The sequence below is a fragment of the Pseudomonas sp. 2822-15 genome (genome assembly GCF_002742515.1).
Lineage (GTDB): Bacteria > Pseudomonadota > Gammaproteobacteria > Pseudomonadales > Pseudomonadaceae > Aquipseudomonas > Aquipseudomonas salomonii.
Genome location: NZ_LJRY01000156.1, coordinates 517,790 through 544,738 on the forward strand (window position 1 = coordinate 517,790; position 26,949 = coordinate 544,738).

Annotated in this window: 23 protein-coding genes; 11 read left to right on the plus strand and 12 right to left on the minus strand. The window is 60.7% G+C overall.

Translation table 11 applies throughout. From position 1 onward, the window contains the following. Positions 1-4 precede the first annotated feature (4 nt). Together AOA59_RS04145 and AOA59_RS04150 are read right to left on the minus strand one after the other, a co-directional pair. The gene (locus AOA59_RS04145) at positions 5-883 is read right to left on the minus strand and encodes a polysaccharide deacetylase (protein WP_099486059.1); all 879 of its coding nucleotides are present in this window, start codon (positions 881-883) and stop codon (positions 5-7) included. 11 nt (positions 884-894) lie between these two features. Continuing rightward, complete coding sequence (locus tag AOA59_RS04150; RefSeq protein ID WP_099486061.1) at positions 895-2,226, minus strand: amidase; 1,332 nt, start codon at positions 2,224-2,226, stop codon at positions 895-897. Between the two features lie 335 nt (positions 2,227-2,561). Between AOA59_RS04150 and AOA59_RS04155 the strand changes: the two genes are divergently transcribed. The 6 genes from AOA59_RS04155 (at position 2,562) to cmoB (ending at position 9,094) form a co-directional block, all read left to right on the plus strand. Next, entirely contained in the window at positions 2,562-3,551 is a 990-nt protein-coding gene (locus tag AOA59_RS04155; RefSeq protein WP_099486062.1) for a GntR family transcriptional regulator, read from the plus strand. 160 nt (positions 3,552-3,711) lie between these two features. Beyond that, a complete protein-coding gene (gene lon, locus AOA59_RS04160; protein WP_065912685.1) occupies positions 3,712-6,135 on the plus strand; it encodes an endopeptidase La in 2,424 nt (807 codons plus the stop codon). 179 nt (positions 6,136-6,314) lie between these two features. Further along, complete coding sequence (locus AOA59_RS04170) at positions 6,315-6,704, plus strand: protease inhibitor I42 family protein (RefSeq protein ID WP_056858879.1); 390 nt, start codon at positions 6,315-6,317, stop codon at positions 6,702-6,704. A 1-nt stretch (position 6,705) separates the two neighbouring features. Next, the gene (locus tag AOA59_RS04175; RefSeq protein WP_065912681.1) at positions 6,706-7,362 is read left to right on the plus strand and encodes a lysoplasmalogenase; all 657 of its coding nucleotides are present in this window, start codon (positions 6,706-6,708) and stop codon (positions 7,360-7,362) included. 35 nt (positions 7,363-7,397) lie between these two features. Continuing rightward, positions 7,398-8,141 carry a carboxy-S-adenosyl-L-methionine synthase CmoA gene (gene cmoA / locus AOA59_RS04180; protein WP_056858881.1) on the plus strand — a complete coding sequence of 248 codons (744 nt, stop codon included), beginning with the start codon at positions 7,398-7,400 and terminating at the stop codon, positions 8,139-8,141. Then, positions 8,138-9,094, plus strand: a complete 957-nt coding sequence (gene cmoB, locus AOA59_RS04185; protein WP_099486066.1) for a tRNA 5-methoxyuridine(34)/uridine 5-oxyacetic acid(34) synthase CmoB — start codon at positions 8,138-8,140, stop codon at positions 9,092-9,094. Before cmoA ends, cmoB begins: the two co-directional genes overlap by 4 nt. 117 nt (positions 9,095-9,211) lie before the next feature. On the opposite strand, the gene tadA is transcribed toward cmoB, so the two are convergent. The 10 genes from tadA to lptF all read right to left on the minus strand — a co-directional run bounded on the left by tadA (position 9,212) and on the right by lptF (position 19,726). Then, positions 9,212-9,700, minus strand: a complete 489-nt coding sequence (gene tadA / locus AOA59_RS04190; RefSeq protein ID WP_065912675.1) for a tRNA adenosine(34) deaminase TadA — start codon at positions 9,698-9,700, stop codon at positions 9,212-9,214. Further along, entirely contained in the window at positions 9,700-11,076 is a 1,377-nt protein-coding gene (locus AOA59_RS04195; RefSeq protein ID WP_099486311.1) for a multicopper oxidase family protein, read from the minus strand. Before AOA59_RS04195 ends, tadA begins: the two co-directional genes overlap by 1 nt. Positions 11,077-11,343: 267 nt before the next feature. Continuing rightward, positions 11,344-12,087: a pyridoxine 5'-phosphate synthase gene (gene pdxJ / locus AOA59_RS04200; protein WP_058421492.1), complete on the minus strand. Its 744-nt coding sequence runs from the start codon at positions 12,085-12,087 to the stop codon at positions 11,344-11,346. Between the two features lie 51 nt (positions 12,088-12,138). After that, entirely contained in the window at positions 12,139-12,828 is a 690-nt protein-coding gene (recO, locus tag AOA59_RS04205; protein WP_099486068.1) for a DNA repair protein RecO, read from the minus strand. A gap of 159 nt (positions 12,829-12,987) precedes the next feature. Further along, positions 12,988-13,890, minus strand: a complete 903-nt coding sequence (gene era, locus AOA59_RS04210) for a GTPase Era (protein WP_099486070.1) — start codon at positions 13,888-13,890, stop codon at positions 12,988-12,990. After that, positions 13,883-14,572 carry a ribonuclease III gene (gene rnc, locus AOA59_RS04215; protein ID WP_017136295.1) on the minus strand — a complete coding sequence of 230 codons (690 nt, stop codon included), beginning with the start codon at positions 14,570-14,572 and terminating at the stop codon, positions 13,883-13,885. The genes era and rnc overlap by 8 nt, the downstream gene beginning before the upstream one ends. Before the next feature lie 152 nt (positions 14,573-14,724). Further along, positions 14,725-15,579, minus strand: coding sequence for a signal peptidase I (gene lepB / locus AOA59_RS04220; protein ID WP_017136294.1), 855 nt, complete (start codon positions 15,577-15,579; stop codon positions 14,725-14,727). Between the two features lie 5 nt (positions 15,580-15,584). Further along, positions 15,585-17,384 (minus strand): translation elongation factor 4, encoded by a 1,800-nt coding sequence (gene lepA, locus AOA59_RS04225; RefSeq protein ID WP_003210439.1) that lies wholly within the window; start codon positions 17,382-17,384, stop codon positions 15,585-15,587. Positions 17,385-17,535: 151 nt separating this feature from the next. After that, positions 17,536-18,615 (minus strand): LPS export ABC transporter permease LptG, encoded by a 1,080-nt coding sequence (lptG, locus tag AOA59_RS04230; RefSeq protein ID WP_065912669.1) that lies wholly within the window; start codon positions 18,613-18,615, stop codon positions 17,536-17,538. After that, entirely contained in the window at positions 18,608-19,726 is a 1,119-nt protein-coding gene (lptF, locus tag AOA59_RS04235; RefSeq protein ID WP_065912667.1) for an LPS export ABC transporter permease LptF, read from the minus strand. The genes lptG and lptF overlap by 8 nt, the downstream gene beginning before the upstream one ends. Before the next feature lie 284 nt (positions 19,727-20,010). Between lptF and AOA59_RS04240 the strand changes: the two genes are divergently transcribed. From AOA59_RS04240 to AOA59_RS04260, 5 genes are all read left to right on the plus strand, one after another. Continuing rightward, entirely contained in the window at positions 20,011-21,501 is a 1,491-nt protein-coding gene (locus AOA59_RS04240; protein ID WP_065912666.1) for a leucyl aminopeptidase, read from the plus strand. 51 nt (positions 21,502-21,552) lie between these two features. Then, positions 21,553-21,981, plus strand: coding sequence for a DNA polymerase III subunit chi (locus tag AOA59_RS04245; RefSeq protein WP_099486071.1), 429 nt, complete (start codon positions 21,553-21,555; stop codon positions 21,979-21,981). A gap of 7 nt (positions 21,982-21,988) precedes the next feature. Then, positions 21,989-22,384, plus strand: a complete 396-nt coding sequence (locus AOA59_RS04250) for a DNA polymerase III subunit chi (RefSeq protein ID WP_099486073.1) — start codon at positions 21,989-21,991, stop codon at positions 22,382-22,384. Between the two features lie 171 nt (positions 22,385-22,555). Next, entirely contained in the window at positions 22,556-23,740 is a 1,185-nt protein-coding gene (locus tag AOA59_RS04255; RefSeq protein WP_143522753.1) for a hypothetical protein, read from the plus strand. A 302-nt stretch (positions 23,741-24,042) separates the two neighbouring features. Next, a complete protein-coding gene (locus tag AOA59_RS04260) occupies positions 24,043-26,889 on the plus strand; it encodes a valine--tRNA ligase (protein WP_099486077.1) in 2,847 nt (948 codons plus the stop codon). The last annotated feature ends 60 nt before the right edge of the window (positions 26,890-26,949 follow it).

A 26,949-nucleotide genomic window follows, 5' to 3' on the forward strand; every position in this document is an offset into this window, starting at 1 on the left:
GGGGTCAGGTACGCGGTTGGCGGCGGATAAAGTCGTCGGCAATTTCGTCAAAGGTGACGAAGCGCACGCCGGCATGGCTCTGGATGTGTTCGATCAGGCGCTCGAGCATCAACAGCACTTGCGGGCGGCCGGACACGTCGGGGTGGATGGTCATGGTGAACACCGCGTGTTCGTGTTCGCGGTAGACCCAGTCGAACTGGTCGCGCCACATTTCTTCCAGGTGACGCGGGTTGACGAAGCCGTGGCTGTTGGGGGCTTTTTTGATGAACATCATTGGCGGCAGGTCGTCGAGGTACCAGTTGGCCGGGATTTCCACCAGGTCGGTTTCTTCGCCGCGCACCAAAGGTTTCATCCAGGTATCCGGGTGCTGGCTGTAATCGATCTTGGTCCAGCTGTCGCCCTTGCGCACGTAGTACGGGTGGAAGTCGTTGTGCATCAGGCTGTGGTCGTACTTGATGCCTTTTTTCAGCAGCAGCTCGTTGGTGACCTTGCTGAATTCCCACCAGGGCGCGACATAACCGGTCGGGCGTTTGCCGGTGGCTTGAGTGATCAGCTCGATGGATTTATCCAGCACGATCTCTTCCTGCTCGGCGGTCATCGCAATCGGGTTTTCGTGGCTGTAGCCGTGCACGCCGATTTCGTGGCCGGCGTCGGCCACCGCTTTCATCTGCTCGGGGAAGGTTTCCATCGAGTGGCCGGGGATAAACCAGGTGGTGCGCAGGCCGTAGCGCTCGAACAGTTTGAGCAGGCGCGGCGCGCCGATTTCACCCGCGAACAGGCCGCGGGAGATGTCGTCCGGCGAGTCTTCACCGCCGTAGGAACCGAGCCAGCCGGCGACGGCGTCTACGTCGACGCCAAATGCACAGAGAATGTCTTTAGCCATGGTATGTCTCCTTAAAAGTTCAGGGTGGTTTCGACCGACAGCGCGGCCCTGAGCAGGCGCGCGTCTTCGCCACTCGGAGTGCTGAGCAGCAGGCCGGTGGGCAAGCCCAGGGCGTCACGGCCGCTGGGCAGGCTGACGCCAGGCATGTCGAGCAAACTGCCGGGCATGGTCAGGCGCAGGGTGGCGAGGTTGGTTTTGACGAACAGCTCGTCGTCGGCTTGCAGCGGTGCCAGCGCCGGGGCGACATGGGCGACCGTCGGGGTGATGAGCACGGCGCCGTCGAGCTCATCGACCAGTTGGAGCTGCAAGCGGCGGCGCGCGTCGATCAGGTGCAGCAATTGGCTGGCGGGCAATTCACGTGCGGCCTCCAGGCGCCGGCGCACACGCGGGTCGAGTTGCTCGGCATCGCTGCTGTCCAACAGGTTTTCGTGCAGGGCAAAGGCTTCGAATGAGCCGAGCCAGCCGTCCTGCTTGATCAGGTTGAGGGTGGCCTGGAAGGTGGCTGATGCGCGCACCTCGATCAGCGCACCGGCGGCCTTGAGCTGGTCCACCGCGCGCAGCAGGTTATTGCGCACGGCAGGCTCGATGTCTTCCAGCGCGCCCTGCTCAAGCACAAAACGCTGGCCCTTGAGGCTACGGGCGACGTGCTGTTGCGTGCGGCCGTTGAGCAGGTCGTCGATGGCCAGCGCATCGCGTACGCTGCGGGTCAGCGGGCCGAGGCTGTCGAGGGTGTGCGCCAACGGGAATACGCCGTCGCGGCTGTAGCGTCGACAACTGCTGCGATAGCCCACCACACCATTGAGCGCTGCGGGAATGCGAATCGAGCCGGCCGTGTCGGTGCCCATGGCGATGGGCACGATCCCCGCCGCCACCGCGACCGCCGAGCCCGACGAAGAGCCGCCGGGGATACGCGGTTGATCGCTGCCACTGGGGTTATGGGGCGTGCCGAAATGCGGGTTCAGGCCCAGCCCGGAATACGCCAGTTCGCTGAGGTTGGTCTTGCCGAGGCTGACCATTCCGGCGCGGCACAACAGCCCCACACTGGGCGCATCGATCAAGGCCGGCGCAGCGTTGCGGCGATAGGCAGCGCCTGCGGTGGTGATGCTGCCGGCCACGTCGAACAAATCCTTCCAGGCCAATGGCACGCCGTCGAATAAGCTTAAGGGCTGGCCGGCACGCCAGCGCGCGGCTGCCGCCTCGGCCTCACGGCGTGCGCGCTGGGCGGTCAGGGAAATAAACACACTGGGCGCCATGCTCGCGTGGACGAGTGCCTGTTCCAGCGCCTGCACCGGGTCGTTGCGACCGCTGGCAAAGTCCTGGGCCATTGAGGTGGCGTCTGACATCAAGATGACCCTCATAAAACGTACATATTAATAAAATGTACATTTTACAAAGGCAGATTTCGTGCCAGTCTCTTTGGACCTGTTGTCGTGCCCGTTAGGTTTATCGCCAACAACTGCGGGATAGATGGTTTTGCGGTCTGTAAAAAAAAGTGACGTGAGTGATGAGGCTAGCCCCAATTGAAATAATGTATCTTTTATTAATAAATACATTTTGGTGCGAAAAGTAACGTTTTTCTCTTTCCGGCCCCAAAAAAGTGCCACCACTGTGGCGCGGAGTGACAGGCTCATCTATGAGAGAATCCCCGGCCACTTTCCTACACGCCCAAGAGAACACGATGAAAGCAGTGTCCGCCTCGGCCTCCCGTTACGCGATGATTCACCAAGTGTTGCGTAATGCGATCGTCAACGGCACCGCGCGCCATGGGCTGGTGCTGCTGGAAGCGCCCCTGGCCGAACTCTTCGGCACCAGCCGCGTGCCGGTGCGCAAGGCTCTGGACCTGCTGCATGACGAGGGCCTGATCTGCCGCTTCAATGGCCGGGGTTACCTGATCAACCCCAAAGGCCTGGCCATGGAGCCGCTGCGCTTGCCCCTGAGCCAGGCGCATCTGGGCCTTGATGGAGAGGCTGAGTGGGTGGATACGCGGCCGCTGGGTGAGCGGATCGTCGAGGAAATCGGCGCGGCGCTGTCCACCTGCATCGCTTTTGGCCATTACCGCCTGGACGAGCAAGCCGCCGCCGACCACTACGGCGTCAGCCGTGCCGTGGTGCGTGAAGCGCTGATGCGCCTGCGCGACCGTGGCCTGGTGGAAAAAGAACCCTACTCCCAGTGGCTGGCCGGGCCATTGACCGCGCGGGAAGTCACCGAAGACTACGAATTGCGCGCTTGCCTGGAACCCGAGGCGCTGCGCCAGAGCGCGCCAAACCTGGACCGCGAGCTGCTCGAAGCGATGTTGCAGCGCGTGCTGGAGGCCCAGCAAAGCCCGCACTGCAGCCTGGAAACCATCGAGCAGATCGAAGAAGACTTGCACCAACGCTGCCTGGCGGGCTTGCAAAACCGCAAGATCGCCGCGCTGATCCGCCAGGGCCAGAGCCCGATGATCATCAGTCGTATTTTTTACCGTTTACTGGGGATCGGCGCAGATCCTGCCATGCTCGCCGAACATCGCCTGATTCTGGAGTTGTTGCTGCATGGGGCATTTGATGCGGCGGCGCTGAACTTGCGCGAGCATTTGCAGCGGGCGCGGCAGCGGATGTTGCAACGGCTTAAGGTGCTGTCGGTATTACCGGAGCAGCCGCTGCCGGCCTACCTGCACAAAATCAGCTGACTTCCCTCGATCTGAAATGTGGGAGCTGGCTTGCCAGCCCCCACATGGACTCAGCGTCGTTTTAGAAATTTCATGCAATATGTTGCTATCTCACGCCCACCATTGAAACCACCGCAACCCCGCCCCATCTAACCTGCATACTTCCTTATGCAGGTGCCCCATGAGCGACCAGCAAGAATTCCCGGACATCGACCTGAACGATTACGCCGACCCTGAAAACGCTGAACACGAAACCTCGTCCAACACCGGCCTGGCCCTGCCTGGGCAAAACCTGCCGGACAAGGTCTATATCATCCCGATCCACAACCGGCCGTTTTTCCCGGCGCAGGTATTGCCGGTCATCGTCAACGAAGAGCCGTGGGCCGAAACCCTGGAGCTGGTGAGCAAATCCGACCACCACTCGCTCGCGCTGTTTTTCATGGACACGCCCCCCGAAGACCCGCGCCACTTCGACACCTCCAGCCTGCCGCTGTACGGCACGCTGGTGAAGGTGCACCACGCCAGCCGCGAAAACGGCAAGCTGCAATTTGTCGCCCAGGGCCTGACCCGCGTGCGCATCAAGACCTGGCTCAAGCACCATCGCCCGCCGTACCTGGTGGAAGTCGAATACCCGCACCAGCCCACCGAGCCGACCGATGAGGTCAAGGCCTACGGCATGGCGCTGATCAACGCGATCAAAGAGCTGTTGCCGCTCAACCCGCTGTACAGCGAAGAGTTGAAGAACTACCTCAACCGCTTCAGCCCCAACGACCCGTCACCGCTCACCGACTTCGCCGCCGCGCTCACCTCGGCCACCGGTAACGAGTTGCAGGAAGTGCTGGACTGCGTGCCCATGCTCAAGCGCATGGAAAAAGTGCTGCCGATGCTGCGCAAGGAAGTTGAAGTTGCGCGCCTGCAAAAAGAGATTTCCGCCGAGGTGAACCGCAAAATCGGTGAGCATCAGCGCGAGTTCTTCCTCAAGGAACAACTCAAGGTCATCCAGCAAGAGCTGGGCTTGACCAAGGACGACCGCAGCGCCGACGTCGAACAGTTCGAGCAACGCCTGGTGGGCAAAGTGTTGCCGACCCAGGCGCAGAAACGCATCAGTGAAGAAATGAACAAACTGTCGATCCTGGAAACCGGATCGCCGGAATACGCGGTTACGCGCAACTACCTGGACTGGGCCACTTCCGTGCCGTGGGGCGTGTATGGCGAGGACAAACTCGACCTCAAACACGCACGCAAGGTGCTGGATAAGCACCATGCGGGCCTTGACGATATCAAGAGCCGTATCCTCGAGTTCCTGGCGGTGGGTGCCTATAAGGGCGAAGTCGCCGGGTCCATCGTGCTGCTGGTGGGGCCGCCGGGTGTGGGTAAGACCAGTGTGGGTAAATCCATTGCCGAATCCCTGGGCCGGCCGTTCTACCGCTTCAGCGTCGGCGGCATGCGCGATGAGGCCGAGATCAAGGGCCATCGCCGCACCTACATCGGCGCCCTGCCGGGCAAACTGGTGCAGGCGCTTAAAGATGTGGAAGTGATGAACCCGGTGATCATGCTCGACGAGATCGACAAGATGGGCCAGAGCTTCCAGGGCGACCCGGCGTCGGCGCTGCTGGAAACCCTGGACCCTGAGCAGAACGTCGAATTCCTCGACCACTACCTGGACCTGCGCCTGGACCTGTCCAAAGTGCTGTTCGTGTGCACCGCCAACACCCTGGACTCGATCCCCGGCCCATTGCTGGACCGGATGGAAGTGATTCGCCTGTCGGGCTATATCACCGAAGAAAAAGTCGCCATCGCCAAGCGCCACTTATGGCCCAAGCAGTTGGAAAAAGCCGGCGTGGCGAAAACCAGCCTGAGCATCAGCGACGGCGCCCTGCGCGCCTTGATCGACGGTTATGCGCGGGAAGCCGGGGTGCGCCAGCTGGAGAAACAGCTGGGCAAACTGGTGCGCAAGGCGGTGGTCAAGTTGCTGGATGAGCCGGCCTCGGTGATCAAGATCGGCAACAAGGACCTGGAAAGCTCATTGGGCATGCCGGTGTTCCGCAACGAGCAAGTGCTGTCCGGCACCGGTGTGATCACCGGCCTGGCCTGGACCAGCATGGGCGGCGCGACCTTGCCGATTGAGGCAACGCGCATTCATACGCTCAACCGCGGCTTCAAACTCACCGGGCAGTTGGGTGAAGTGATGAAAGAGTCCGCCGAGATTGCCTACAGCTACATCAGCTCGAACCTGAAGTCGTTTGGTGGGGATCCGAAGTTCTTCGATGAAGCCTTCGTGCACCTGCACGTGCCGGAAGGTGCGACACCCAAAGATGGCCCGAGCGCGGGTGTGACCATGGCCAGTGCGCTGCTGTCGCTGGCGCGCAACCAGCCGCCGAAAAAAGGCGTGGCCATGACCGGCGAGCTGACCTTGACCGGGCATGTACTGCCGATTGGCGGGGTACGCGAGAAGGTGATCGCGGCGCGGCGCCAGAAGATTCATGAGTTGATTTTGCCGGAGCCGAACCGTGGCAGCTTTGAGGAGTTGCCGGAGTACCTGAAGGAAGGCATGACGGTGCACTTTGCCAAGCGTTTTGCGGATGTGGCGAAGGTCTTGTTCTGATCAGATCGTTCCCACGCTCTGCGTGGGAATGCCTCGCTGGACGCTCTGCGTCCGCTGTTGGGACGCAGAGCGTCCCTTGCTGCATTCCCACGCGGAGCGTGGGAACGATCTCCCCGCTTGTCACACCCTGTCTCATCTTCGGTTATGCTCGCCCTTCGTCGTGAATGAACGGAGCCCCCATGACCGCTGCCCGCCTGTTTCTCCCCTTGAGCCTTGCCCTGCTGGCCGGATGCGCCAGTGCCCCCAAGCAAAACGTCAGCGTGGATAACCAGAGCGCCTGCCCGCTCCAGCTTAAAACCGGGCAAAACCTGATCCTTACCTTGCCGAGCAACCCCACCACCGGCTACCGCTGGGCCATCCAGGATTCTGCCGGCGGCGTGTTGCGCGCTTTGAGCCCGGAGGTCTACAGCAGCAGCGAATCCGGTGTGATCGGGGGCGGCGGCCAGTCGACCTGGCGCTTCCAGGCCTTCGCGGCGGGTCAAGGCCGTTTGCGCCTGACCTCCCAGCAACCCTGGGAGCCGGAAGCCGAACCAGCCGAAACCTTCGACTGCGCCATTACGGTGAACTGATATGCCATGGCTGATCCTCGCGCTGATGGGCGCCGGCACCTTTATCTATGGCCTGACCACCCACGCCACCTTGTTGTGCCTGCTGGTCAAACCGCTGCCGGTGCTGGCACTGCTGGGCTGGCTGCATGATGCGCCGCCCACCGACTATCGACGCTGGATCAGCCTGGGGCTGATTTTTTCCCTGGTCGGCGATGTGCTGCTCGCCTGGCCGGGCGACCTGTTTATCTTTGGCCTTGGCGCGTTCCTGTTTGCGCACCTGGCGTATTTGAAAGCTTATTTCAGCGATTGCCGCCGCCTGGCGGTGTTGCCCTTGGTATTGGCGCTGGCGGTCGGTGCGATTTTGTTGAGCATTCTGATTTCCCACGGCCTGGGCGACTTGTTGGTGCCGGTGGTGGTTTACGCGCTGGTGATCAGTGCCATGCTCTGGCGCGCACTCGCGCGGCTGGGCAGTGAGGTGCCGAAACGCTCGGCCGGGCTTGCGGCAGCGGGGGCGGTGTCGTTTGTGTTTTCCGACACCCTGATCGGCATCAATCGGTTTGTGCTGGCCTTCGATGCGGCGCCGTATTTGCTGATCATCACCTACTGGCTCGGCCAGTGGGGCATCACGGCCTCGGCTTTCCATCAGACAACCCGCGCACACGAGGGCCAACTTGGCTAAAATGCCGGCCTTTCCCCCTCGTCGCCGGAACAACCGTGAGCAAAGAACCCGATCGCCTATTCGCCCAGCCCCTGCCCCAGGTGCCGGACTTCGCCTTTAACGAGGACGTGGTGCGGGTGTTCCCGGACATGATCAAGCGCTCGGTGCCGGGTTACCCGACCATCGTCGAGAACCTCGGCGTGCTCGCGGCGCAATTTGCCCAACCGGGCAGCGTGCTCTACGACCTCGGTTCGTCCCTTGGCGCAGTGACCCAAGCGTTGCGTCGCCACGTGCGCACCGACGGCTGCCGAGTGATTGCGGTGGATAACTCCGCAGCGATGGTCGAGCGTTGCCGCGAATACCTCAACGGGCAAGACTCGATGTTCCAGGAGTTGCTGCCGGTTGAGGTGATCGAGGGCGACATTCTCGCGCTGCAATTCCAGCCCGCTTCAGTGGTGGCGTTGAACTTCACCCTGCAATTTATCGCGCCCGACCAACGCCTGGCGTTGCTCGGGCGTATCCGCCAGTCGCTGCTGCCAGGCGGGGCGTTGATCCTCTCGGAAAAGCTGCGTTTCAACGATCCCGAAGAACACGCGCTGCTCACCGATCTGCATATCGCCTTCAAACGCGCCAACGGCTACAGCGAACTGGAAATTGCCCAGAAGCGCAGCGCCATCGAAAACGTCATGAAGCCCGACAGCCTCGAAGAACACCGCGAACGCTTGCTGGCGGCCGGGTTCTCGAAAGTCGTGCCGTGGTTCCAGTGTCTTAACTTTGCCTCGTTGATTGCCTTGCCATGATTGATTTGTCCCCCCTCGCCCGCCATTTGGTCGGCACTCCTCTGGCCGTGTGGGCCCAGGGCCTGCAAGCGCAGCTCGACAGCAAGATGGAAAAGGGTCATGGCGACCTGGAGCGCTGGCAGAGTGCGCTGGACGCACTGCCGCAGATCCAGCCCAGCGACGTCGATTTGCTCAATGGCCTGACGCTGGATACCGATTGCGACGACGCTACCCGCGCGCAAATGCACACCGCGCTGATGGGCCTGAGCCCGTGGCGTAAAGGCCCGTTCAACCTGTTCGGCGTGCACGTGGACACCGAATGGCGTTCGGACTGGAAGTGGTCACGGGTGGCGCCGCACCTGGATTTGAAGGGCAAGCGCATCCTCGATGTGGGTTGCGGCAACGGCTACTACATGTGGCGCATGCTCGGCGCGGGCGCCGACAGCGTGATTGGCGTTGACCCGAACTGGCTGTTTTTCTGCCAGTTCCAGGCGGTGCAGCGCTACTTGTCCGAACCGAAGGCCTGGCACTTGCCGTTCCCGTTTGAAGACCTGCCGTCGAACCTGGAAGGCTTCGATACGGTGTTTTCCATGGGCGTGTTTTATCACCGCCGTTCGCCGATCGAGCATCTGCTGGCGCTCAAGGACACCCTGGTCAAAGGTGGCGAGCTGGTGCTGGAAACCCTGGTCGTGGACGGCGACCAGCAGCAAGTGCTGGTGCCGGAAGACCGCTACGCGCAGATGCGCAACGTGTGGTTCCTGCCGTCGGTGCCGGCGCTGATGCTGTGGCTGCGCCGCGCGGGTTTCAGCGAAGTGCGTTGTGTGGATGTGAGTGTGACCACGGTTGCGGAACAACGCGGCACGGAGTGGATGAAGTATCAGTCGCTGAGTGATTTTTTGGACCCGGAGGATCACAGCAAGACCATCGAAGGGCTGCCGGCGCCAATGCGGGCGGTGATCATCGCCAAAAAGTAGCCCCAAACAGATCATTCCCACGCTCCGCGTGGGAATGCAGCCAGGGACGCTCTGCGTCCCAAAGCGTGACGCAGAGCGTCACAAGAGGCATTCCCACGCGGAGCGTGGGAACGATCATTAACGAGCTCTGCGGGCCTTGAAGAACTCACTCAGCACCGTGCCGCATTCCTCGGCCAACACCCCGCCTTCATACAGCACCCGGTGATTCAAAAAACCCTGGGTAAAAAACTGCCCCTGGCTTTGCACAATCCCGGCCTTGGGCTCCAGCGCGCCGTACACCACCCGCGCGATGCGCGAATGCACGATCAACCCAGCGCACATGCTGCACGGCTCCAGCGTCACATACAGCGTGCTGCCCACCAGCCGATAGTTACTGATCGCCTGCGCGGCGGCGCGGATGGCGACCATTTCGGCATGGGCGCTGGGGTCGTTGCCGCTGATGGGGCAGTTGAAGCCACGGCCGATGATTTCACCGTCCTGCACCAGCACCGCGCCCACGGGCACTTCGCCCAGTTCGGCACCTTGGGCGGCAAGGGCCAGGGCTTCACGCATGAAGTGCTGGTCACGGCTGCGGTCGATAATCGCCGCGGGGCGAATCTGGCGCATCACGCCACCTCGATGGCGGCCATCAGGCCGGTTTCCATATGGTCGATCACGTGGCAGTGAAACATCCACACGCCTGGGTTATCGGCCACCAACGCCACGCGCGCACGCTCGTTTTTGCCGAGCAGGTAGGTGTCGGTGAAATACGGGACCACCTTGTGGCGGTTCGAGGCGATCACCTTGAAGCTCATGCCGTGCAGGTGGATCGGGTGCTGGTACTGGGTCATGTTCTTCAATTCAAAAATGTAGCTTTTGCCCTTCTCCAGCTTGGCAATCGGGCGGTCGGCGCAGGTCTTGTCGGTGATGTCCCAGGCCTTGCCGTTGATCTGCCACAGGCTCGGCGGTTTGCCGTCATCCACCGACACGCTGCCGACCCACTCGAAATTGAAGTTGAGTTTCTCGGCATTCGCCAGGTCCGGCTCGGCAATCGGGTTGGCAGGCAGCGCGGGCGGCCATTCGGTGGGTGCGTCGGTATTGGCCACTGAACGGAAAGTGCCGAGGCGCACCGGGCCGTTACGGATCGACAGTTCTTCACCCGCCGGCGGGGCCTTGATCGCCAGGCAAATGCGCATGCCTGGGCCCAGCCAGTATTCCTTGCCCAGTGGGCGCGGCTCGATGGGGTTGCCATCCAGTGCGTAGATCTGCGCTTCAACGTCGGGGATATTGAGGCGATACGTCAGGGTGTTGTCGAGGTTGAGCAAGCGCACACGGGTGATCTGCCCGGCAGGCAGGTCAATCACCGCCTGGGGCACGCCATTGATGGTCGACAACCGCCCGGCCGTGCCACCACGCGCCGCTTCACGGGGCACACTGAAGGCGACGAATGCGCCCTCTTCGTCCACGTGCCAGCTTTTCAGGCTCAAGGTGCATTCGTGTTTGAAACCGGTGGGCTCGCGCTCTTCGACAATCAGCGGGCCGACCAGGCCACGGCCGAGTTCTTCGCTGCTGTTCACGTGCGGGTGATACCAGTAGCTGCCGGCATCGGGCACGCGGAATTTGTAGTCGAAATATTCACCGGGCAGTACCGGCAGTTGCGAAACGTAGGGCACACCGTCCATTTCCAGCGGCAAACGGATGCCGTGCCAGTGAATGGTGGTGGCGACCGGCAGGTGGTTGATAAAACGCACCCGCAGCCACTCGCCCTGGCGCACACGCAACTCGGTACCCGGCGCCGAAGGGCCGAACGCCCAGGCTTCGGTCTTGTGGCCGGGCACCAGTTCCACATCCAGCGGCGCTGCGATCAACTCGTAATCGTGGCCCGCCTGCGCCTCGGCGACTTTCCCCAGCCAGTAGCGATAGGCGCCCCCGGCACCGACGCCCACGACGGCCAGGCCTGCCAGGCCACCCAGGATTTGTCGACGGGAAAAGGATCGGGACACAACAACCTCACGTATCGGCCGCAGGCCAGGGGCCCGCAAAGGGCAGATACGATACACCTGCATCGGCTAAACAGTAAGGCTTCGCATTGCCGCATGGCGAAAACGCTGGTTAAGCCTCTGGAGATTTCCTATGGGAGCTGGCTTGTGTGGGAGCCGGGCTTGCCCGCGATGCAGGCGCCTCGGTTTTTCAGTTTTACCGAGGTGATGCTATCGCAGGCAAGCCCGCTCCCACACAAGCCGGCTCCACAGGAGATTTCCAGTGTCTGATCAGTGCTTGGCAGCCGCCAGAATCAGGGCTTTCATCTCGGCAACCGCGCCTTTGAAACCGACGAACAGCGCATGCGCCACCAGCGCGTGGCCGATGTTCAGCTCGTTGATGCCCTTGATCGCGGCCACGGCTTCAACGTTGTGGTAGTGCAGGCCATGGCCGGCGTTGACGATCAGGCCTTCACTGAGGCCGCACTTGACGCCGTCGATGATGCGCTGCAGCTCCTCGGCCACTTCGGTGGGCGTGGTGGCATCGGCGTAACGGCCGGTGTGCAGTTCGATCGCCGGCGCGCCAACGCGACGCGAGGCTTCGATCTGGCGCTCGTCGGCATCGATGAACAGCGACACTTCGCTGCCGATCTTCGACAGGCGCTCTACCGCCGCCTTGATCCGCGCTTCCTGGCCGGCCACGTCGAGGCCGCCTTCGGTGGTGAGTTCCTGGCGGGTTTCCGGCACCAGGCAGATGTGCGCCGGGCGGATGCGCTCGGCGAACGCCATCATTTCTTCGGTGACGCCCATCTCGAAGTTCATGCGGGTTTGCAGCACGTCCTTGAGCACCAGTACATCGCGCTCCTGGATGTGACGGCGGTCTTCGCGCAGGTGCACGGTGATGCCGTCGGCGCCCGCTTCTTCGGCGTCCAGCGCGGCCTTGACCGGGTCGGGGTAACGGGTGCCCCGGGCCTGGCGCAGGGTGGCGACGTGGTCGATGTTGACGCCAAGAAGAATGCGATTGCTGGTGGTCACGGAAGCGCTCCTGAAAAGGGAAAGAAACGCTGCACAGCATACACGGGGTTGTCAGGGCTTTCGAAACAACTCGCGACTGACCAGCGGGCGCCCGCCCAGATGCACGGCCAGCGCCTGGCGCATCAAGCGTTTGGCAGCGGACAAGGCGCCAGGGGCGCTCCAGTCGGCTTCGCTCATGGCCAACAGCTCGGTGCCCTGGAACAGGCCCGGTTGCAGCAGGTACACGCGCTCAAGCCCGGCGTCGACTTGCAGGCGGTACATGCCGTCGGCGGCGATGGGATCGCCGTGCAGGTCATTGCTCAGTTCGAAGCCGTAGCCCAGGTCGTCGAGCAGCCGCCATTCGAAGGCGCGCAGCAGCGGCTCCAGCGGGCGACCTTCGGCCAGGGCTACCAGCGTGGCGGCATAGTGATCGAAGACGGCGGGGTGCGGGTCTTCGGCGGGCAGCAGGCGGATCAGCAGCTCATTAAGGTAAAGCCCGCTGAAGAGCGCTTCGCCATTGAGCCAGGCCGAGGTGCCGACGCTTTCCAGGCGGCCAACGTTTTTCAGCTCGCCCTTGCCACGAAACTCCACGTCCAGCGCCACAAACGGCCGTGCCAGCGTGCCCGCCTTGCCCCGCGCACTGCGCAACACCGCGCGCAAGCGGCCTTGGGGCGTGAGGAAATCCACCAAAGCGCTGGTCTCGCGGTAGGCGCGGCTGTGCAGCACGTAGGCGAGTTGGCTGGGGGGTGGGGATTGGGACATGCAAGTCTCTTCGCAGAACTTAAGAACAGCGACAAACCAATGTGGGAGCGGGCTTGCCCGCGATGCAGGCACCTCGGTCTATCAGGTAGACCAGGGTGATGCTATCGCAGGCAAGCCAGCTCCCACACAAGCCCGCTCCCACAGAGATACTGCGGGGTGTTACAGGTCGCCGTAGCCCAGGGAACGCAGCGCGCGCTCATCATCGGACCAACCACCTTTAACCTTCACCCACAGGTTAAGCATGATCTTGGAATCAAACAGCAATTCCATGTCCTTGCGCGCTTCGGTGCCGATGCGCTTGATGCGCTCGCCCTTGTCGCCAATGATGATTTTCTTCTGGCCGTCACGTTCAACGAGGATCAACGCGTGGATATGCAGGGTTTTGCCCTGCTGCTTGAACTCTTCGATTTCGACGGTGATCTGGTACGGCAGCTCGGCGCCCATCTGGCGCATGATTTTCTCGCGTACCAGTTCGGCAGCCAGGAAGCGGCTGCTGCGGTCGGTGATCTGGTCTTCCGGGAAGAAGTGCTCGTTCTCCGGCAGGTGCTGGGCGATCACGCGTTCCAGGGCGTCCAGGTTGTGGCCGTGCTGGGCCGAAATCGGCATGATCTGGGCGTTCGGCAGTTGTTCCTGCAGCCAGCTCAGGTGCGGCATCAGCTCGGCCTTGTCTTCGATGCGGTCGGTCTTGTTCAGCGCGACGATCAACGGGCCGGTGACGTACTGCACACGTTCCAGAACCATCTGGTCTTCGTCGGTCCACTTGGTGCGGTCGACCACGAAAATAACCACGTCGACGTCTTTCAACGCCGCCGAAGCGGTTTTGTTCATGTAGCGGTTCAGCGCCTTCTCGCCACCTTTGTGCATGCCTGGGGTGTCGACGTAGACCGCTTGCACGGTGCCTTCGGTCTTGATGCCCAGCATGTTGTGGCGGGGGGGGTGCGGCTTGCGCGAGGTGATCGCCAGCTTCTGGCCGAGGATGTGGTTCAGCAGCGTGGACTTGCCCACGTTCGGGCGGCCGACGATGGCAACATAGCCACAGCGTGTTGCGGTTGAATCAGTCATGGCCATTCTCCACGCCCAGGGCAATCAGTGCTGCAGCGGCCGCTACCTGCTCGGCAATACGACGGCTCACACCCTGACCTCGGCTTTTTTCATTCAATAAGGTGATTTCACATTCCACGAAAAACACGCGGCAATGCGGCTCACCCTGGATATCCACCACTTCGTAGCGTGGCAGTTCACAACCACGCGACTGCAAGTATTCCTGCAGGCGGGTCTTGGGATCTTTGTTGGTGTCGACCAGCGTCAGGCTCTCGATCTCCGACGCCAGCCAGGCGACTACGCGCTCTTTGGCGGTCTCCATGCCTGCATCAAGGTAGATCGCACCGATCAACGCTTCGAGGGCATCGGCCAGGATCGACTCGCGGCGGAAACCGCCGCTTTTCAGTTCGCCGGAACCCAGACGCAGGTACTCGCCCAAGCCGAAACCACGGGCCAGCACGGCCAGTGTCTCGCCTTTGACCAGGCGTGCACGCAAGCGTGACAGCTGGCCTTCGCGCGCTTGCGGGAAACGCTCGAACAGCGCCTCACCGGCGGCAAAGTTGAGGATGGCATCACCGAGGAATTCCAGGCGCTCGTTATTGCGCCCTGCAAAGCTGCGGTGTGTGAGGGCAAGGACCATCAATTCCTGGTCCTTGAAGGTGTAGCCGAGCTGGCGCTCGAGACGGCTTAGAGAAACGCTCACGGTTTACCCATATCTGTTTGGTGGCACCGGCGGCCATCGACGATTGACGCAGTGTTCAAATTCAAATCCTGATTGGTACAGCAAGGGGTCAGGTCAATGATTGTCCCAACCCCAGAAAAGCATTCGGCGCTGTGTTCACAGCGCCGCCTGTATTACTTGATCAGCCCGACCCGCGAGAAGTTCGGCAGGTGGCTGAGCTTGGGTTCGGGCCAGCTCATCCAGACCGCAAAGGCCTTGCCGACAATGTTCTCGTCGGGAACCATGCCCAGCAGGTCCTTGGGAATATTAGGGTCATCCCAATAGCGGCTGTCGTTGGAGTTGTCGCGGTTGTCGCCCATCATGAAGTAGTGCCCGGCCGGCACTTTCCATTCGGTGTCGGGCGGCGAGCGGTAGCGACTCATTTCCTTGCGGATCTGGTGCTCGACCGCGCCGAGTTTTTCCTGATACAGCTCAGCGCTGCCCAGGGTGTTCGGCTCGGTGCCGATCAACTTCTCGGCTACCGACTCACCGTTGACGAACAGGCGCTTGTCGCTGGTGTAGCGAATCACATCGCCCGGCAAGCCGACGACACGCTTGATGTAGTTGACGTTGGGGTCGCTTGGGTAGCGGAACACCATCACATCGCCGCGCTGCGGATCACCGACCGGGATGACCTTTTTGTCGAGCACCGGCAGGCGGATCCCGTAGGAAAACTTGTTCACCAGGATGAAGTCGCCCACGTCCAGGGTGGGTTTCATCGAGCCCGAAGGGATCTGAAACGGCTCCACCAGGAACGAACGCAGCACCAGCACGATGAACAACACCGGGAAGAACGACTTGCCGTATTCAACCAGCAAAGGCTCTTTGTTCAGTTTCTCGATCGCCACCGCATCGGGCTGGCTGACGCTGCCCTGATACGAGGCGATCGCCGCCCGCCGACGCGGGGCGAAGAACACCAGATCGAGCAACGCCAGGAGTCCGCAAACAGCAACGGCGATGACCAGCAACAGCGGGAAATTTAGTGACATAGGACCTAACTATCCAACCTGAGCACTGCAAGGAAGGCTTCTTGTGGAATTTCCACGTTGCCCACTTGCTTCATGCGTTTTTTACCGGCCTTTTGCTTCTCAAGCAGCTTGCGCTTACGGCTTACGTCACCGCCGTAGCATTTGGCCAGTACGTTCTTTCTGAGTGCCTTGACGGAGGTCCGTGCAATGATCTGCCCGCCAATGGCGGCCTGGATCGCAACATCGAACATCTGGCGCGGAATCAGTTCTTTCATCTTTTCGGTCAACTGGCGACCTTTGTAGTGCGCGTTGTCCTTGTGCACGATCAGTGCCAGTGCATCCACCTTGTCGCCGTTGATCAGCACATCCAGTTTCACCAGATTAGCCGATTGGTAACGGTCGAAATGGTAATCCAGCGAAGCATAGCCGCGACTGGTGGATTTGAGACGGTCGAAGAAGTCCAGAACCACTTCGTTCATCGGCAAATCGTAGGTCACTTGCACCTGGGTACCAAGGAACAACATGTCGTGCTGCACGCCACGTTTTTCGATACACAGGGTAATAACGTTGCCCAAGTGCTCTTGCGGAACCAGGATATTGGCCCGCACGATCGGCTCGCGCATGTCTTCGATGGAGGACAGATCCGGAAGCTTGGACGGGTTGTCGACGTAAATCGTTTCACCGGTTTTCAGCGCCAGCTCAAAAATAACCGTTGGCGCCGTGGTGATCAGGTCCAGGTCGTATTCGCGCTCAAGGCGCTCCTGGATGATCTCCATGTGCAGCATGCCCAGGAACCCGCAACGGAAGCCGAAGCCCAGGGCGTCGGAGCTTTCCGGGGTGTACTGCAACGACGAGTCGTTGAGGGTGAGCTTCTGCAGCGCTTCGCGGAAATCTTCGAAGTCGTCGGAGCTGACCGGGAACAGGCCGGCGTAAACCTGCGGCTGGATGCGTTTGAAGCCCGGCAGCACGTCGACGTCAGGGGTGGAACTCAAGGTCAGGGTGTCACCCACCGGCGCACCGTGAATGTCCTTGATACCGGCGATGATGAAGCCCACTTCACCGGCCTTGAGGTCGGTGGTAGCCGTGTGTTTCGGGTTGAATACACCGACGCTGTCCACCAAGTGGATCTTGCCGGTGGATTTGACCAGAATCTTGTCGCCCTTCTTCACACGGCCGTGGCGCACGCGCACCAGGGAAACAACGCCCAGGTAGTTGTCGAACCAGGAGTCGATGATCAACGCTTGCAGCGGATCTTCGTAGTTGCCGGTCGGCGCAGGAATGGTCTTGACCAGGCGTTCGAGCACTTCGTCAACGCCCAGGCCGGTCTTGGCGCTGCACTCGACGGCGTCGGTGGCGTCAATGCCGATGATTTTTTCGATTTCTTCTTTAACGCGGTCAGGATCGGCCTGGGGCAGGTCGATCTTGTTCAGTACCGGCATGACCTCAAGGCCCTGCTCGATCGCGGTGTAGCAGTTGGCCACGGACTGGGCTTCAACGCCCTGGCCGGCATCGACCACCAGCAAGGCACCTTCACAGGCCGCCAGCGAACGGCTGACTTCGTAGGTGAAGTCAACGTGGCCCGGGGTGTCAATGAAGTTCAGCTGGTACTTGATACCGTCTTTTGCGGTGTAGTACAGGGTAACGCTGTGGGCCTTGATGGTGATGCCGCGCTCGCGCTCGAGGTCCATGGAGTCCAGTACCTGGGCTTCCATTTCACGCTCGGCAAGGCCGCCGCACATCTGGATGAATCGATCGGCCAGCGTCGACTTACCATGGTCAATGTGGGCGATGATGGAGAAATTGCGGATATGACTCAAATCACTCACGGATCAACACTCAAAAAGGCTGCAGGCAGATTGCCCGCTGAAAAATAGCCGGGAATTGTACCTGATGCTCGGGCCGGGCGTCATCTTTGCTGACCAGAACAAAAATGCCCCGCTCATGGGAGCGGGGCATTTTTTGTGCATAAGCGCGGTATCAACCGGCCCGGCGCAACAGCCAGAACCCGGCCACGGCACAAATAGCCGTCGGCACCAGCACCGCAAACAGCGGCGAGAAACCGAATACCAGGCTCGACGGCCCAAGCAGGTCCTGGGCGATGCGGAAGGTAAAGCCCACCAGCACGCCGGTAAATACCCGCTGGCCGAGCGTTACCGAACGCAGCGGGCCGAAGATGAACGAAATAGCCATCAACACCAGTGCGGCGGTGACCAGCGGCTGCAACACCTTGACCCAAAATGCCAGCCAGTAACGGCCGTTGTTCAGGCCCTGATCCTTGAGGTAGTGGATATAACTCCACAAACCGGAGATCGGCAGGCTTTCCGGGATCATCACCACGGTATTGAGCAGTTCCGGCTTCAGGGCAATGTCCCACTGCTCGGACGGCACATTGATCACTTCGGTGTAGGCCTTGGTGCCCTGCCCCACATTACGGAAGTACGTCGTGGTGACATCGTACAGCTCCCATTTCCCCTCGTCGTACTGCGCACGCCTGGAGAAACTGGAGGTCAGCATATGCCGCTCTTTGTCGAACGTATAACGCGTCACACCCACCAACAAACCGCCCGGCTGCACGGCGTTGATGTGGATAAACTCATCACCCTGGCGGTGCCACAGGCCGTGCCTGGCGCTCTGCGCATCCCCCGAACCCTGGGCCAGCGCACGATTGGCCTGGGCCGTGGCTTCGGTCGGTGGCGCCACGTACTCACCGATCAACACACTGCACGCCATCAGCAACAGCATGGGTTTCATGACCGCCCAGACGATGCGGCCGATGGAAACGCCCGCCGCCCGCATGATGGTCAGTTCGCTGCTGCTGGCCAGGCTGCCCAGGCCGATCAGGCAACCGATCAGCGCCGCCATCGGCATCATGTCGTAGAGACGACGCGGCGCGGTCAGCGCCACGTAGCTCAGTACGTTGGTGACCGTATAGGTGTCGGTGACGTTGCTCACTTCATCAATAAAGGCAAACAGGCAAGCCAGGCCAAGGATGATGCCCAATACCGCCAGGATGGCGATCAGTACGCTGCTACCAATGTAGCGGTCGAGCTTAGCCACGAGCCAACTCCTTCAGGCCACGACGGCTCTTCATTTTCAAACGGATAGGTTCCCAGTAGAGCAGCCCCAGGCCGATCGCCAGGAAGATCCCGTGCACCCACCACAGGCCCAGGGCTGGCGACAGCTTGCCCTTCTCCAGGGAGCCACGGGCAGAAATCAGGATGGTCAGGTAAGCCATGTACAGCAGGATCGCCGGCAACAGCTTGAGGAAGCGGCCCTGCCGCGGGTTGACCCGCGACAGCGGTACGGCCATCAACGTCACGATAAACACCAGCAGCGGCAGCGAGAGTCGCCATTGCAGCTCGGCAACGGAGCGCAGGTCGGGATTACCGATCAGCGATAGCGTCGGCAGTGCATCGCGGTCGGTGACCTCTTCACTGATGTCCGGTTTGGCCAGCATTACGCCATAAGTGTCGTATTTGACCGCCCGATAGTCCGCCATCCCAGGGCTGCCGTCGTAGCGATAGCCATTTTCCAGGATCAGGTAGCGGTTGCCGTCAGCGCGTATTTCCTGACGGCCGCTGTTGGCTACCAGAATCGAAATACCCCGGTCTTTCTGGTTCAGGCCGAGGTTTTTCTGCGAGATGAACACACCGCCCAGGTTAGAGCGATCTTCCGTCATGGTTTCGGTATAGGTGACCCGCGTGCCGTCGTTGAGCGCCTGGAAGCGCCCGGGCTCCAGGGTATCGAACTCGGTCATCGCGTCCTGCTTGTTCAGCAGCAGTTGGAACTGCATGGCCCCCTGGGGCGCAAGACTCATGCTCAACCAGGCCACCACCAGCGCAACGCCGGTGGCCGGCACCATGGTCATGGCCAGCAGACGCTGCTGGCTCATACCGGTGGCCGAGAGCACGGTCATTTCACTTTCAAGGTAAAGCCGGCCATAGGCCAGCAGGATGCCGAGAAACAGGCCAAGCGGCAGGATCAACTGCAGGAAACCCGGCAGACGAAAGCCCATGATCAGGAACAACGAGCCCGGATCCAGGGCGCCCGAAGCCGCCTGGGCGAGGAATTTGACGAAACGACCACTCATGGTGATGACCAGCAAGACCGCACTCACGGCACTCAGGGTCAACAGGACTTCGCGGGACAGATAACGGAAGACGATCAAACCAGACACTCCAGGGTTGTCAGGCTAAGGCGGCCAAACAAGCAAGCATACCGAGTCGACCCGCATGCACGGACCGGCTAAAAAGATTGCGCATTATCCTGTGATTATCCGCGCCTGTCACGGTGCTTGCTCATGCGCGTGCACAAAGCGCGCTGCAAGGGTTGTCAGGCTGCTCTGGCGAGGTTCAAACTGCGGCCTTTGTCGCGGGCGGTTTACAAAGCTGCCAAGCATCAAAGCCTGCGTACAGACGCCAGGCTCACAGACCTTAAATAAGGGACCCGAAAATGGAATTGGTTGTAAAAAGCGTTAGCCCCGAAACGTTGAAAACCGCCACCCTCGTGGTCGCCGTCGGCGAAGGGCGCAAGCTCGGCGTCGCCGCCAAGCAACTGGACGAACTGAGCGGCGGCGCCATCAGCGCGGTCCTCAAGCGCGGCGACCTGGCCGGCAAAGTCGGTCAAAGCCTGCTGCTGCAAAGCCTGCCCAACCTTAAAGCCGACCGCGTATTGCTGGTGGGCGTGGGCAAAGACACCGAACTGGGCGACCGCCCGTTCCGCAAGATCATCAGCGGTATCCTCGCCACCCTTAAAGGCCTGGGCGGTACCGATGCGGCACTGGCCCTCGACGAAATCGTTGTAAAAGGCCGCGACAGCTATGGCAAGACCCGCCTGCTGGCCGAAAGCCTGGTGGACGGCGGTTACGTCTTCGACCAGTTCAAGAGCCAGAAGGCCGAACCGCGCGCCATCAAAAAAATCACCCTGCTGACCATTAAGGCCGCCCAGGCTGAAGTCGAGCGCGCCGTTACCCACGCCACCGCCATCGCCAACGGCATGTCGTTTACCCGCGACCTGGGCAACCTGCCGCCGAACATCTGCCACCCTACCTACCTGGGCGAACAAGCCAAGGCGCTGGGCAAGGAGTTCAAGGGCCTGAAGGTTGAAGTGCTGGACGAGAAGAAGATCAAGGAACTGGGCATGGGCTCGTTCTATGCCGTGGGCCAGGGCAGCGACCAGCCGCCACGCCTGATCGTGATGCAATACAACGGCGGCAAGAAGTCAGAGAAGCCTTACGCGCTGGTCGGCAAAGGCATCACCTTCGACACCGGCGGCATCAGCCTCAAGCCGGGCGCCGGCATGGACGAAATGAAGTACGACATGGGCGGCGCCGCCAGCGTTTTCGGCACCCTGCGTGCCGTGCTGGAGCTCAAGCTGCCAATCAACCTGGTGTGCATCCTGGCCTGCGCCGAGAACATGCCGAGCGGTGGTGCTGCACGCCCGGGTGACATCGTCACCACCATGAGCGGCCAGACCGTCGAGATCCTCAACACCGACGCCGAAGGCCGTCTGGTGCTGTGCGATGCCCTCACCTACGCCGAACGCTTCAAGCCACAGGCCGTGATCGACATCGCCACCTTGACCGGTGCCTGCGTCGTCGCCCTGGGCGCTCACACCTCGGGCCTGCTGGGTAACAACGACGAGTTGATCGAACAACTGCTCAGCGCCGGCAAGGCTGCCGACGACCGAGCCTGGCAACTGCCGCTGTTCGACGAGTACCAGGAACAACTGGACAGCCCGTTCGCCGACATCGCCAACATCGGCGGCCCTAAAGCCGGCACCATCACCGCAGCCTGCTTCCTGTCGCGCTTCGCCAAGAACTTCAACTGGGCGCACCTGGACATCGCCGGTACGGCCTGGACCAGTGGCGGCAAGGACAAGGGCGCCAGTGGCCGTCCGGTTCCTCTGTTGACCCAGTACCTGCTGGATCGCGCCAAAGCCTGAAACTGAAAATTCCGGGGTGGCCTGCATGGCGCCCCGGTATCAGGAACCGCAATGACCCAAGTCGACTTCTATATATTGCCCAGCGCCGATCCATCCGCGCGCCTGGACTTTGCCTGCAAACTCACCGAAAAAGCCTGGCGCATGGGCCATCGCATCTACCTGCATTGCAGCGATGCCGCCCAGCGTGAAGACCTCAACGCCCGCCTGTGGCGCTTCAAGGGCGAAAGCTTTGTGCCACACGGCCCTGCCGAGTCCGAACCCGAAGGCCTGATTGCGCTGGGTTTGGGCGACAGCTGCGGCGATCATCATGACTTGCTGGTTAACCTCGACCTGAAAGTACCGCCCTTTGCCAAGGCGTTTGCCCGTGTGGCGGAAGTGGTGGTCGAAGACCCGGCTATTCGTCAGGCCGCGCGGGAGAGTTTCCGTTTCTACCGCGAACAGGGCTATCCTCTGCAAGATCACCGGCTACAACGACTTTGAGCACACGATGGACACTCCAAACCCGCTGAAAAAAGACGACCACTTGCTGGACGACCTGGAGTCGATCCGTCAATTGCTCGGTGATGATGAGTTGCAACCGCCGCTGCTGACCGAATCGGTCGAGAGCGAAGTACAGATTCCGCTGTTGTTCGACATGGTCGGTGGCAAACCCGCCGCGCCGGCGCCGGTTGCTGCAGCCCCGGTTGTTGAACCCGTGCCTGCCGCGCCGACCGTCGAAAAGGCGCCTGACGCCTTGCTTCTGCACCTGGACAACGAACTGCGCGCCGCCGCGCAACTGATCATGCAGGATGTGATCGACGACTTTGCACCGCATATTGAAGCCGAGATCAAACGGCGGATGGATGCGCGTATGGAGCGGTTGCTCAATCAGTATCAGTCTTGATCCAGGATGCCTGTCCAGAATGCCTATGTCGCGACGCGGTCGGTGCCAAGGAGGGCATGCATCCACTCACATCATGACATGACCACCTGTCGTAACTGGTATTTCTAACAGTAGATGCACCAGCGATTTGGCCCAAAGCTCATCTGAAATTATTCCTTGTCGGAGATTTAGATGATGGGCGTTCCTACTCAGTTTTATCCAATTACCGAATGGACAGCTGCGCAATTCCCGATTTTCTTCGGCGAAGGAATTCCAGGCCAACCTGTCACCATATGCCAATCAAATACCGATCTAGTCGTTGCACAAACAACCGTCGATGCAAACGGCAATTGGCTGACCCAATCCAAAATAGCACTGCCTTTTGGCCCCTATTCAGTTACCGCCTATTACGACCTGAGCCAAGGGTATGCACCCAATCTTCCTTTTCACGTTGGCTCTCTTCCTCAAATAGCCGGAAGCGGACCCTCTGAGTCAGATAACTCCCCCGTTCTCACCAGCCTGACTATCGTTGACTCCCTTCGCCCGCAGCTTAAAGGGACGGCACCACCGAATGCGACTGTCGTGATTGCCCATTCGGGTGGCAGCGTTTACTACGCTTCAGTGGGTGCGGACAGTAATGGCTATTGGGAAGCCACGCCGACTACTGACCTTGTCGTTGATGCCAATAACTGGGTGGACCTTGCGTTGATCGCGAATGATGCCGGGGGCAATGCCCTATCGCCTTGGGTGGGTGTGCAGTTGACGGTTTTATTGAAAACCAGCACTGGCTCCGCCCTACCCCCTGGAAGCACGCCTCAAATCACCAGCGCCACCACTGTAGACTCACTTCGCCCATTGCTCACCGGCAAAGCGGCGGCCAATGCCATTGTTTATGTTTACCTCAGTGGTGGCTCCGTTCTGTTTGGAAAACCCAAAGCAGACAGCAATGGCGATTGGCAACTGCAATTGAGTCAGGATCTGTACCCCGAGTCGACATCCCTCGCTATCGCAGAGTTTGATGCCAACGATACACAGGTGTCAGGCTGGAGTGGCGTCACCCTGACCGTGAGCAAGACACAAACCAGCACCGCCCTACCCCCTGGAAGCACGCCTCAAATCACCAGCTCCACCACCGTAGACTCACTTCGCCCATTGCTCACCGGCAAAGCGGCGGCCAATGCCATTGTTTATGTTTACCTCAGTGGTGGCTCCGTTCTGTTTGGAAAACCCAAAGCACACAGCAATGGCGATTGGCAACTGCAATTGAGTCAGGATCTGTACCCCGAGTCGACATCCCTCGCTATCGCAGAGTTTGATGCCAACGATACACAGGTGTCAGGCTGGAGTGGCGTCACCCTGACCGTGAGCAAAACATAAACCAGTCTGGTCGCACGGTAGCTGGTGACGCGCGAAGCACAATGACTCAGCGTGCGGTACCAGCGACCAAGCGCCCATTTCACGGGGCTAAATCGGCCTGAACAGCAGCGTATTGCCAGAATGGGCTTACGTAACAATTGCCCTTGCTCAAAAAGAGAGTGCCAGCCTGTGTAATCCACATTGAGTTCAACCGGGTGATGCAGTTTTTTACATCGCCCATCACCTCGCCCTACGCGCGCTGGCTCATCCCCGCTATACTTCCCGGCTTTTCCTGAATAAATGCCAATAGGGTCCCGCCGCGCATGGATAAGACCTACCAGCCGCACGCCATTGAAACTTCCTGGTACAACACCTGGGAGTCCGAGAACTATTTCGCCCCGCAAGGCGCGGGCGAGTCCTACACCATCATGATTCCGCCACCGAACGTCACTGGCAGCCTGCACATGGGCCATGGCTTCAACAATGCGATCATGGATGCGTTGATCCGTTTCCGCCGCATGCAGGGCCGCAACACCCTGTGGCAACCGGGTACCGACCACGCCGGTATCGCCACGCAAATGCTGGTGGAACGCCAGCTGGAAGCCACCGGCCAGAACCGTCACGACTTGGGCCGCGAGAAATTCCTGGAAAAAATCTGGGAATGGAAAGATCAATCCGGCGGCAATATCAGCCGTCAGATCCGTCGCCTGGGTTCGTCTGTGGACTGGAGCCGCGAGCGCTTCACCATGGACGACGGCCTGTCGGAGTCGGTGAAAGAGGCCTTCGTGCGCCTGCATGAAGACGGCCTGATCTACCGCGGCAAGCGCCTGGTCAACTGGGACACCAAGTTGCACACGGCAATTTCCGACCTCGAAGTGGAAAACCACGACGAGAAAGGCTTCCTCTGGAACCTCAAGTACCCGCTGGCCGATGGCGCCAAGACCGCTGAGGGCAACGACTACCTGATCGTCGCCACTACCCGCCCGGAAACCATGCTCGGCGACGCCGCCGTTGCAGTTAACCCGAACGACGAGCGCTACCAGGCGCTGATCGGCAAATTCGTTGAGCTGCCGCTGGTTGGCCGTCGTATCCCGATCATCGCGGACGACTACTGCGACCCTGAATTCGGCACCGGCTGCGTGAAAATCACCCCGGCCCACGATTTCAACGACTACGAAGTCGGCAAGCGCCACAACCTGCCGCTGCTGAACATCTTCGACAAAAATGCCGCGGTATTGCCGGCCTGCCAGGTGTTCAACCTGGACGGCACGCTGAACGACAGCATCGACGGCAAGATCCCGACCGAATACGCCGGCCTCGACCGTTTCGAAGCGCGCAAGCAGATCGTTGCTGCGTTTGACGCCGCCGGTTTGCTGGTGAGTGTTGACGACCACGGCCTCAAAGTGCCGAAGGGCGACCGTTCCGGCACGGTGATCGAGCCGTGGCTGACCGACCAATGGTACGTGTCCACCAAACCATTGGCCGAGCCGGCGATTGCTGCCGTGGAAGACGGCCGCATCCAGTTCGTGCCTAAACAGTACGAAAACATGTACTTCTCGTGGATGCGTGACATCCAGGATTGGTGCATCAGCCGTCAACTGTGGTGGGGCCACCGCATTCCGGCCTGGTACGACGAGTCGGGCAAGGTCTATGTCGGTCGCGATGAAGCCGAAGTGCGTGCCAAGCACAACCTCGGCGCGGACATCGCCCTGCAACAGGACAACGACGTACTCGACACCTGGTTCAGCTCGGGCTTGTGGACCTTCTCGACCCTGGGCTGGCCACAGCAGACCGAGTTCCTGAAGAAATTCCACTCCACCGACGTGCTGGTTACCGGTTTCGATATCATTTTCTTCTGGGTTGCCCGGATGATCATGCTCACCATGCACTTGGTGAAGAACGAAGACGGCACGCCGCAAGTACCGTTCAAGACCGTGTACGTGCACGGCCTGGTGCGTGATGGCCAGGGCCAGAAGATGTCCAAGTCCAAGGGCAACGTCCTGGACCCGCTGGACATCATCGACGGCATCGACCTGGAAACCCTGGTGCAGAAACGCACCTCGGGCCTGATGCAGCCGAAACTGGCGAAGAAGATCGAGAAGCAGACCCGCGACGAGTTCGCCGACGGCATCGCCAGCTACGGCACCGACGCCCTGCGTTTCACCTTCTGCTCGTTGGCGTCCACCGGTCGCGACATCAAGTTCGACATGGGCCGCGTCGAAGGCTATCGCAACTTCTGCAACAAGATCTGGAACGCCGCACGCTACGTGCTGGATAAAGGCGAAGACTGCGGTCAGAACGGCGAAGCCGTCGAACTGAGCCTGGCCGATCGCTGGATCATCTCGCAGTTGCAGCGCACCGAAGCCGAAGTGACCCGCCAACTCGACCAGTTCCGTTTCGACCTGGCCGCACAGGCCTTGTACGAGTTCATCTGGAACCAGTATTGCGACTGGTACCTGGAACTGTCCAAGCCCGTGCTGTGGGACGAAAACTCGCCGATCGAACGCCAGCGCGGCACCCGCCGCACCCTGGTGCGCGTACTCGAAGTGGCGCTGCGCCTGGCGCACCCGTTCATGCCGTTCATCACCGAAGAGATCTGGCAGCGCATCGCGCCGCTGGCCGGTATCGAAGGCAAGACCATCATGCTGCAACCTTGGCCGGTGGCCAATGAAGCGCGCATCGATGAGGCGGCCGAAAGTGATATCGAATGGCTCAAGACCCTGATGATGGGCACGCGTAACATCCGTGCCGAGATGAACATCGGGCCGGGCAAGCCGTTGGCAGTGTTTGTGAAGAACGCCAGTGCCGAAGATCAGCGTCGCCTCACCGAGAACGATGCGCTGCTCAAGAAGCTGGCGAAGCTGGAGTCGATCACCGTGTTGGCTACCGATGAAGATGCACCGCTGTCTGCCACTGCATTGGTTGGCGAGATGGAAGTGCTGGTGCCCATGGCCGGTTTGATCGACAAGGGCGCTGAGCTGGCGCGTCTTGATAAGGAAATCGCGCGCCTGCAAGGGGAAGTGCAGCGGGTGGGCGGCAAGCTGTCCAACGCGGCGTTTGTCGACAAGGCGCCGGCTGAGGTGATCGATAAGGAGCGTGCCAAGTTGGCTGAAGCGGAACAGGCTTTGGGCAAACTGGCCGAGCAACATGCGCGGATTTCCAGTCTGTAAGCTGGAAACTGTGTGAAAAAAGAGACCTTCGGGTCTCTTTTTTCTGGGGGGTTGAAAACC

What these genes read in the sequence shown, in the direction of transcription:
- lon (WP_065912685.1), top strand. Translation starts at nt 3,712, where the DNA reads ATGAGCGACCAGCAAGAATTCCCGGACATCGACCTGAACGATTACGCC.
- recO (WP_099486068.1), bottom strand. Translation starts at nt 12,828, where the DNA reads ATGTCCCAATCCCCACCCCCCAGCCAACTCGCCTACGTGCTGCACAGC.
- AOA59_RS04245 (WP_099486071.1), top strand. Translation starts at nt 21,553, where the DNA reads ATGACCCAAGTCGACTTCTATATATTGCCCAGCGCCGATCCATCCGCG.
- AOA59_RS04145 (WP_099486059.1), bottom strand. Translation starts at nt 883, where the DNA reads ATGGCTAAAGACATTCTCTGTGCATTTGGCGTCGACGTAGACGCCGTC.
- AOA59_RS04240 (WP_065912666.1), top strand. Translation starts at nt 20,011, where the DNA reads ATGGAATTGGTTGTAAAAAGCGTTAGCCCCGAAACGTTGAAAACCGCC.
- AOA59_RS04255 (WP_143522753.1), top strand. Translation starts at nt 22,556, where the DNA reads ATGATGGGCGTTCCTACTCAGTTTTATCCAATTACCGAATGGACAGCT.
- AOA59_RS04175 (WP_065912681.1), top strand. Translation starts at nt 6,706, where the DNA reads ATGCCATGGCTGATCCTCGCGCTGATGGGCGCCGGCACCTTTATCTAT.
- AOA59_RS04250 (WP_099486073.1), top strand. Translation starts at nt 21,989, where the DNA reads ATGGACACTCCAAACCCGCTGAAAAAAGACGACCACTTGCTGGACGAC.
- lepB (WP_017136294.1), bottom strand. Translation starts at nt 15,579, where the DNA reads ATGTCACTAAATTTCCCGCTGTTGCTGGTCATCGCCGTTGCTGTTTGC.
- AOA59_RS04170 (WP_056858879.1), top strand. Translation starts at nt 6,315, where the DNA reads ATGACCGCTGCCCGCCTGTTTCTCCCCTTGAGCCTTGCCCTGCTGGCC.
- AOA59_RS04150 (WP_099486061.1), bottom strand. Translation starts at nt 2,226, where the DNA reads ATGTCAGACGCCACCTCAATGGCCCAGGACTTTGCCAGCGGTCGCAAC.
- cmoB (WP_099486066.1), top strand. Translation starts at nt 8,138, where the DNA reads ATGATTGATTTGTCCCCCCTCGCCCGCCATTTGGTCGGCACTCCTCTG.
- era (WP_099486070.1), bottom strand. Translation starts at nt 13,890, where the DNA reads ATGACTGATTCAACCGCAACACGCTGTGGCTATGTTGCCATCGTCGGC.
- AOA59_RS04260 (WP_099486077.1), top strand. Translation starts at nt 24,043, where the DNA reads ATGGATAAGACCTACCAGCCGCACGCCATTGAAACTTCCTGGTACAAC.
- AOA59_RS04155 (WP_099486062.1), top strand. Translation starts at nt 2,562, where the DNA reads ATGAAAGCAGTGTCCGCCTCGGCCTCCCGTTACGCGATGATTCACCAA.
- tadA (WP_065912675.1), bottom strand. Translation starts at nt 9,700, where the DNA reads ATGCGCCAGATTCGCCCCGCGGCGATTATCGACCGCAGCCGTGACCAG.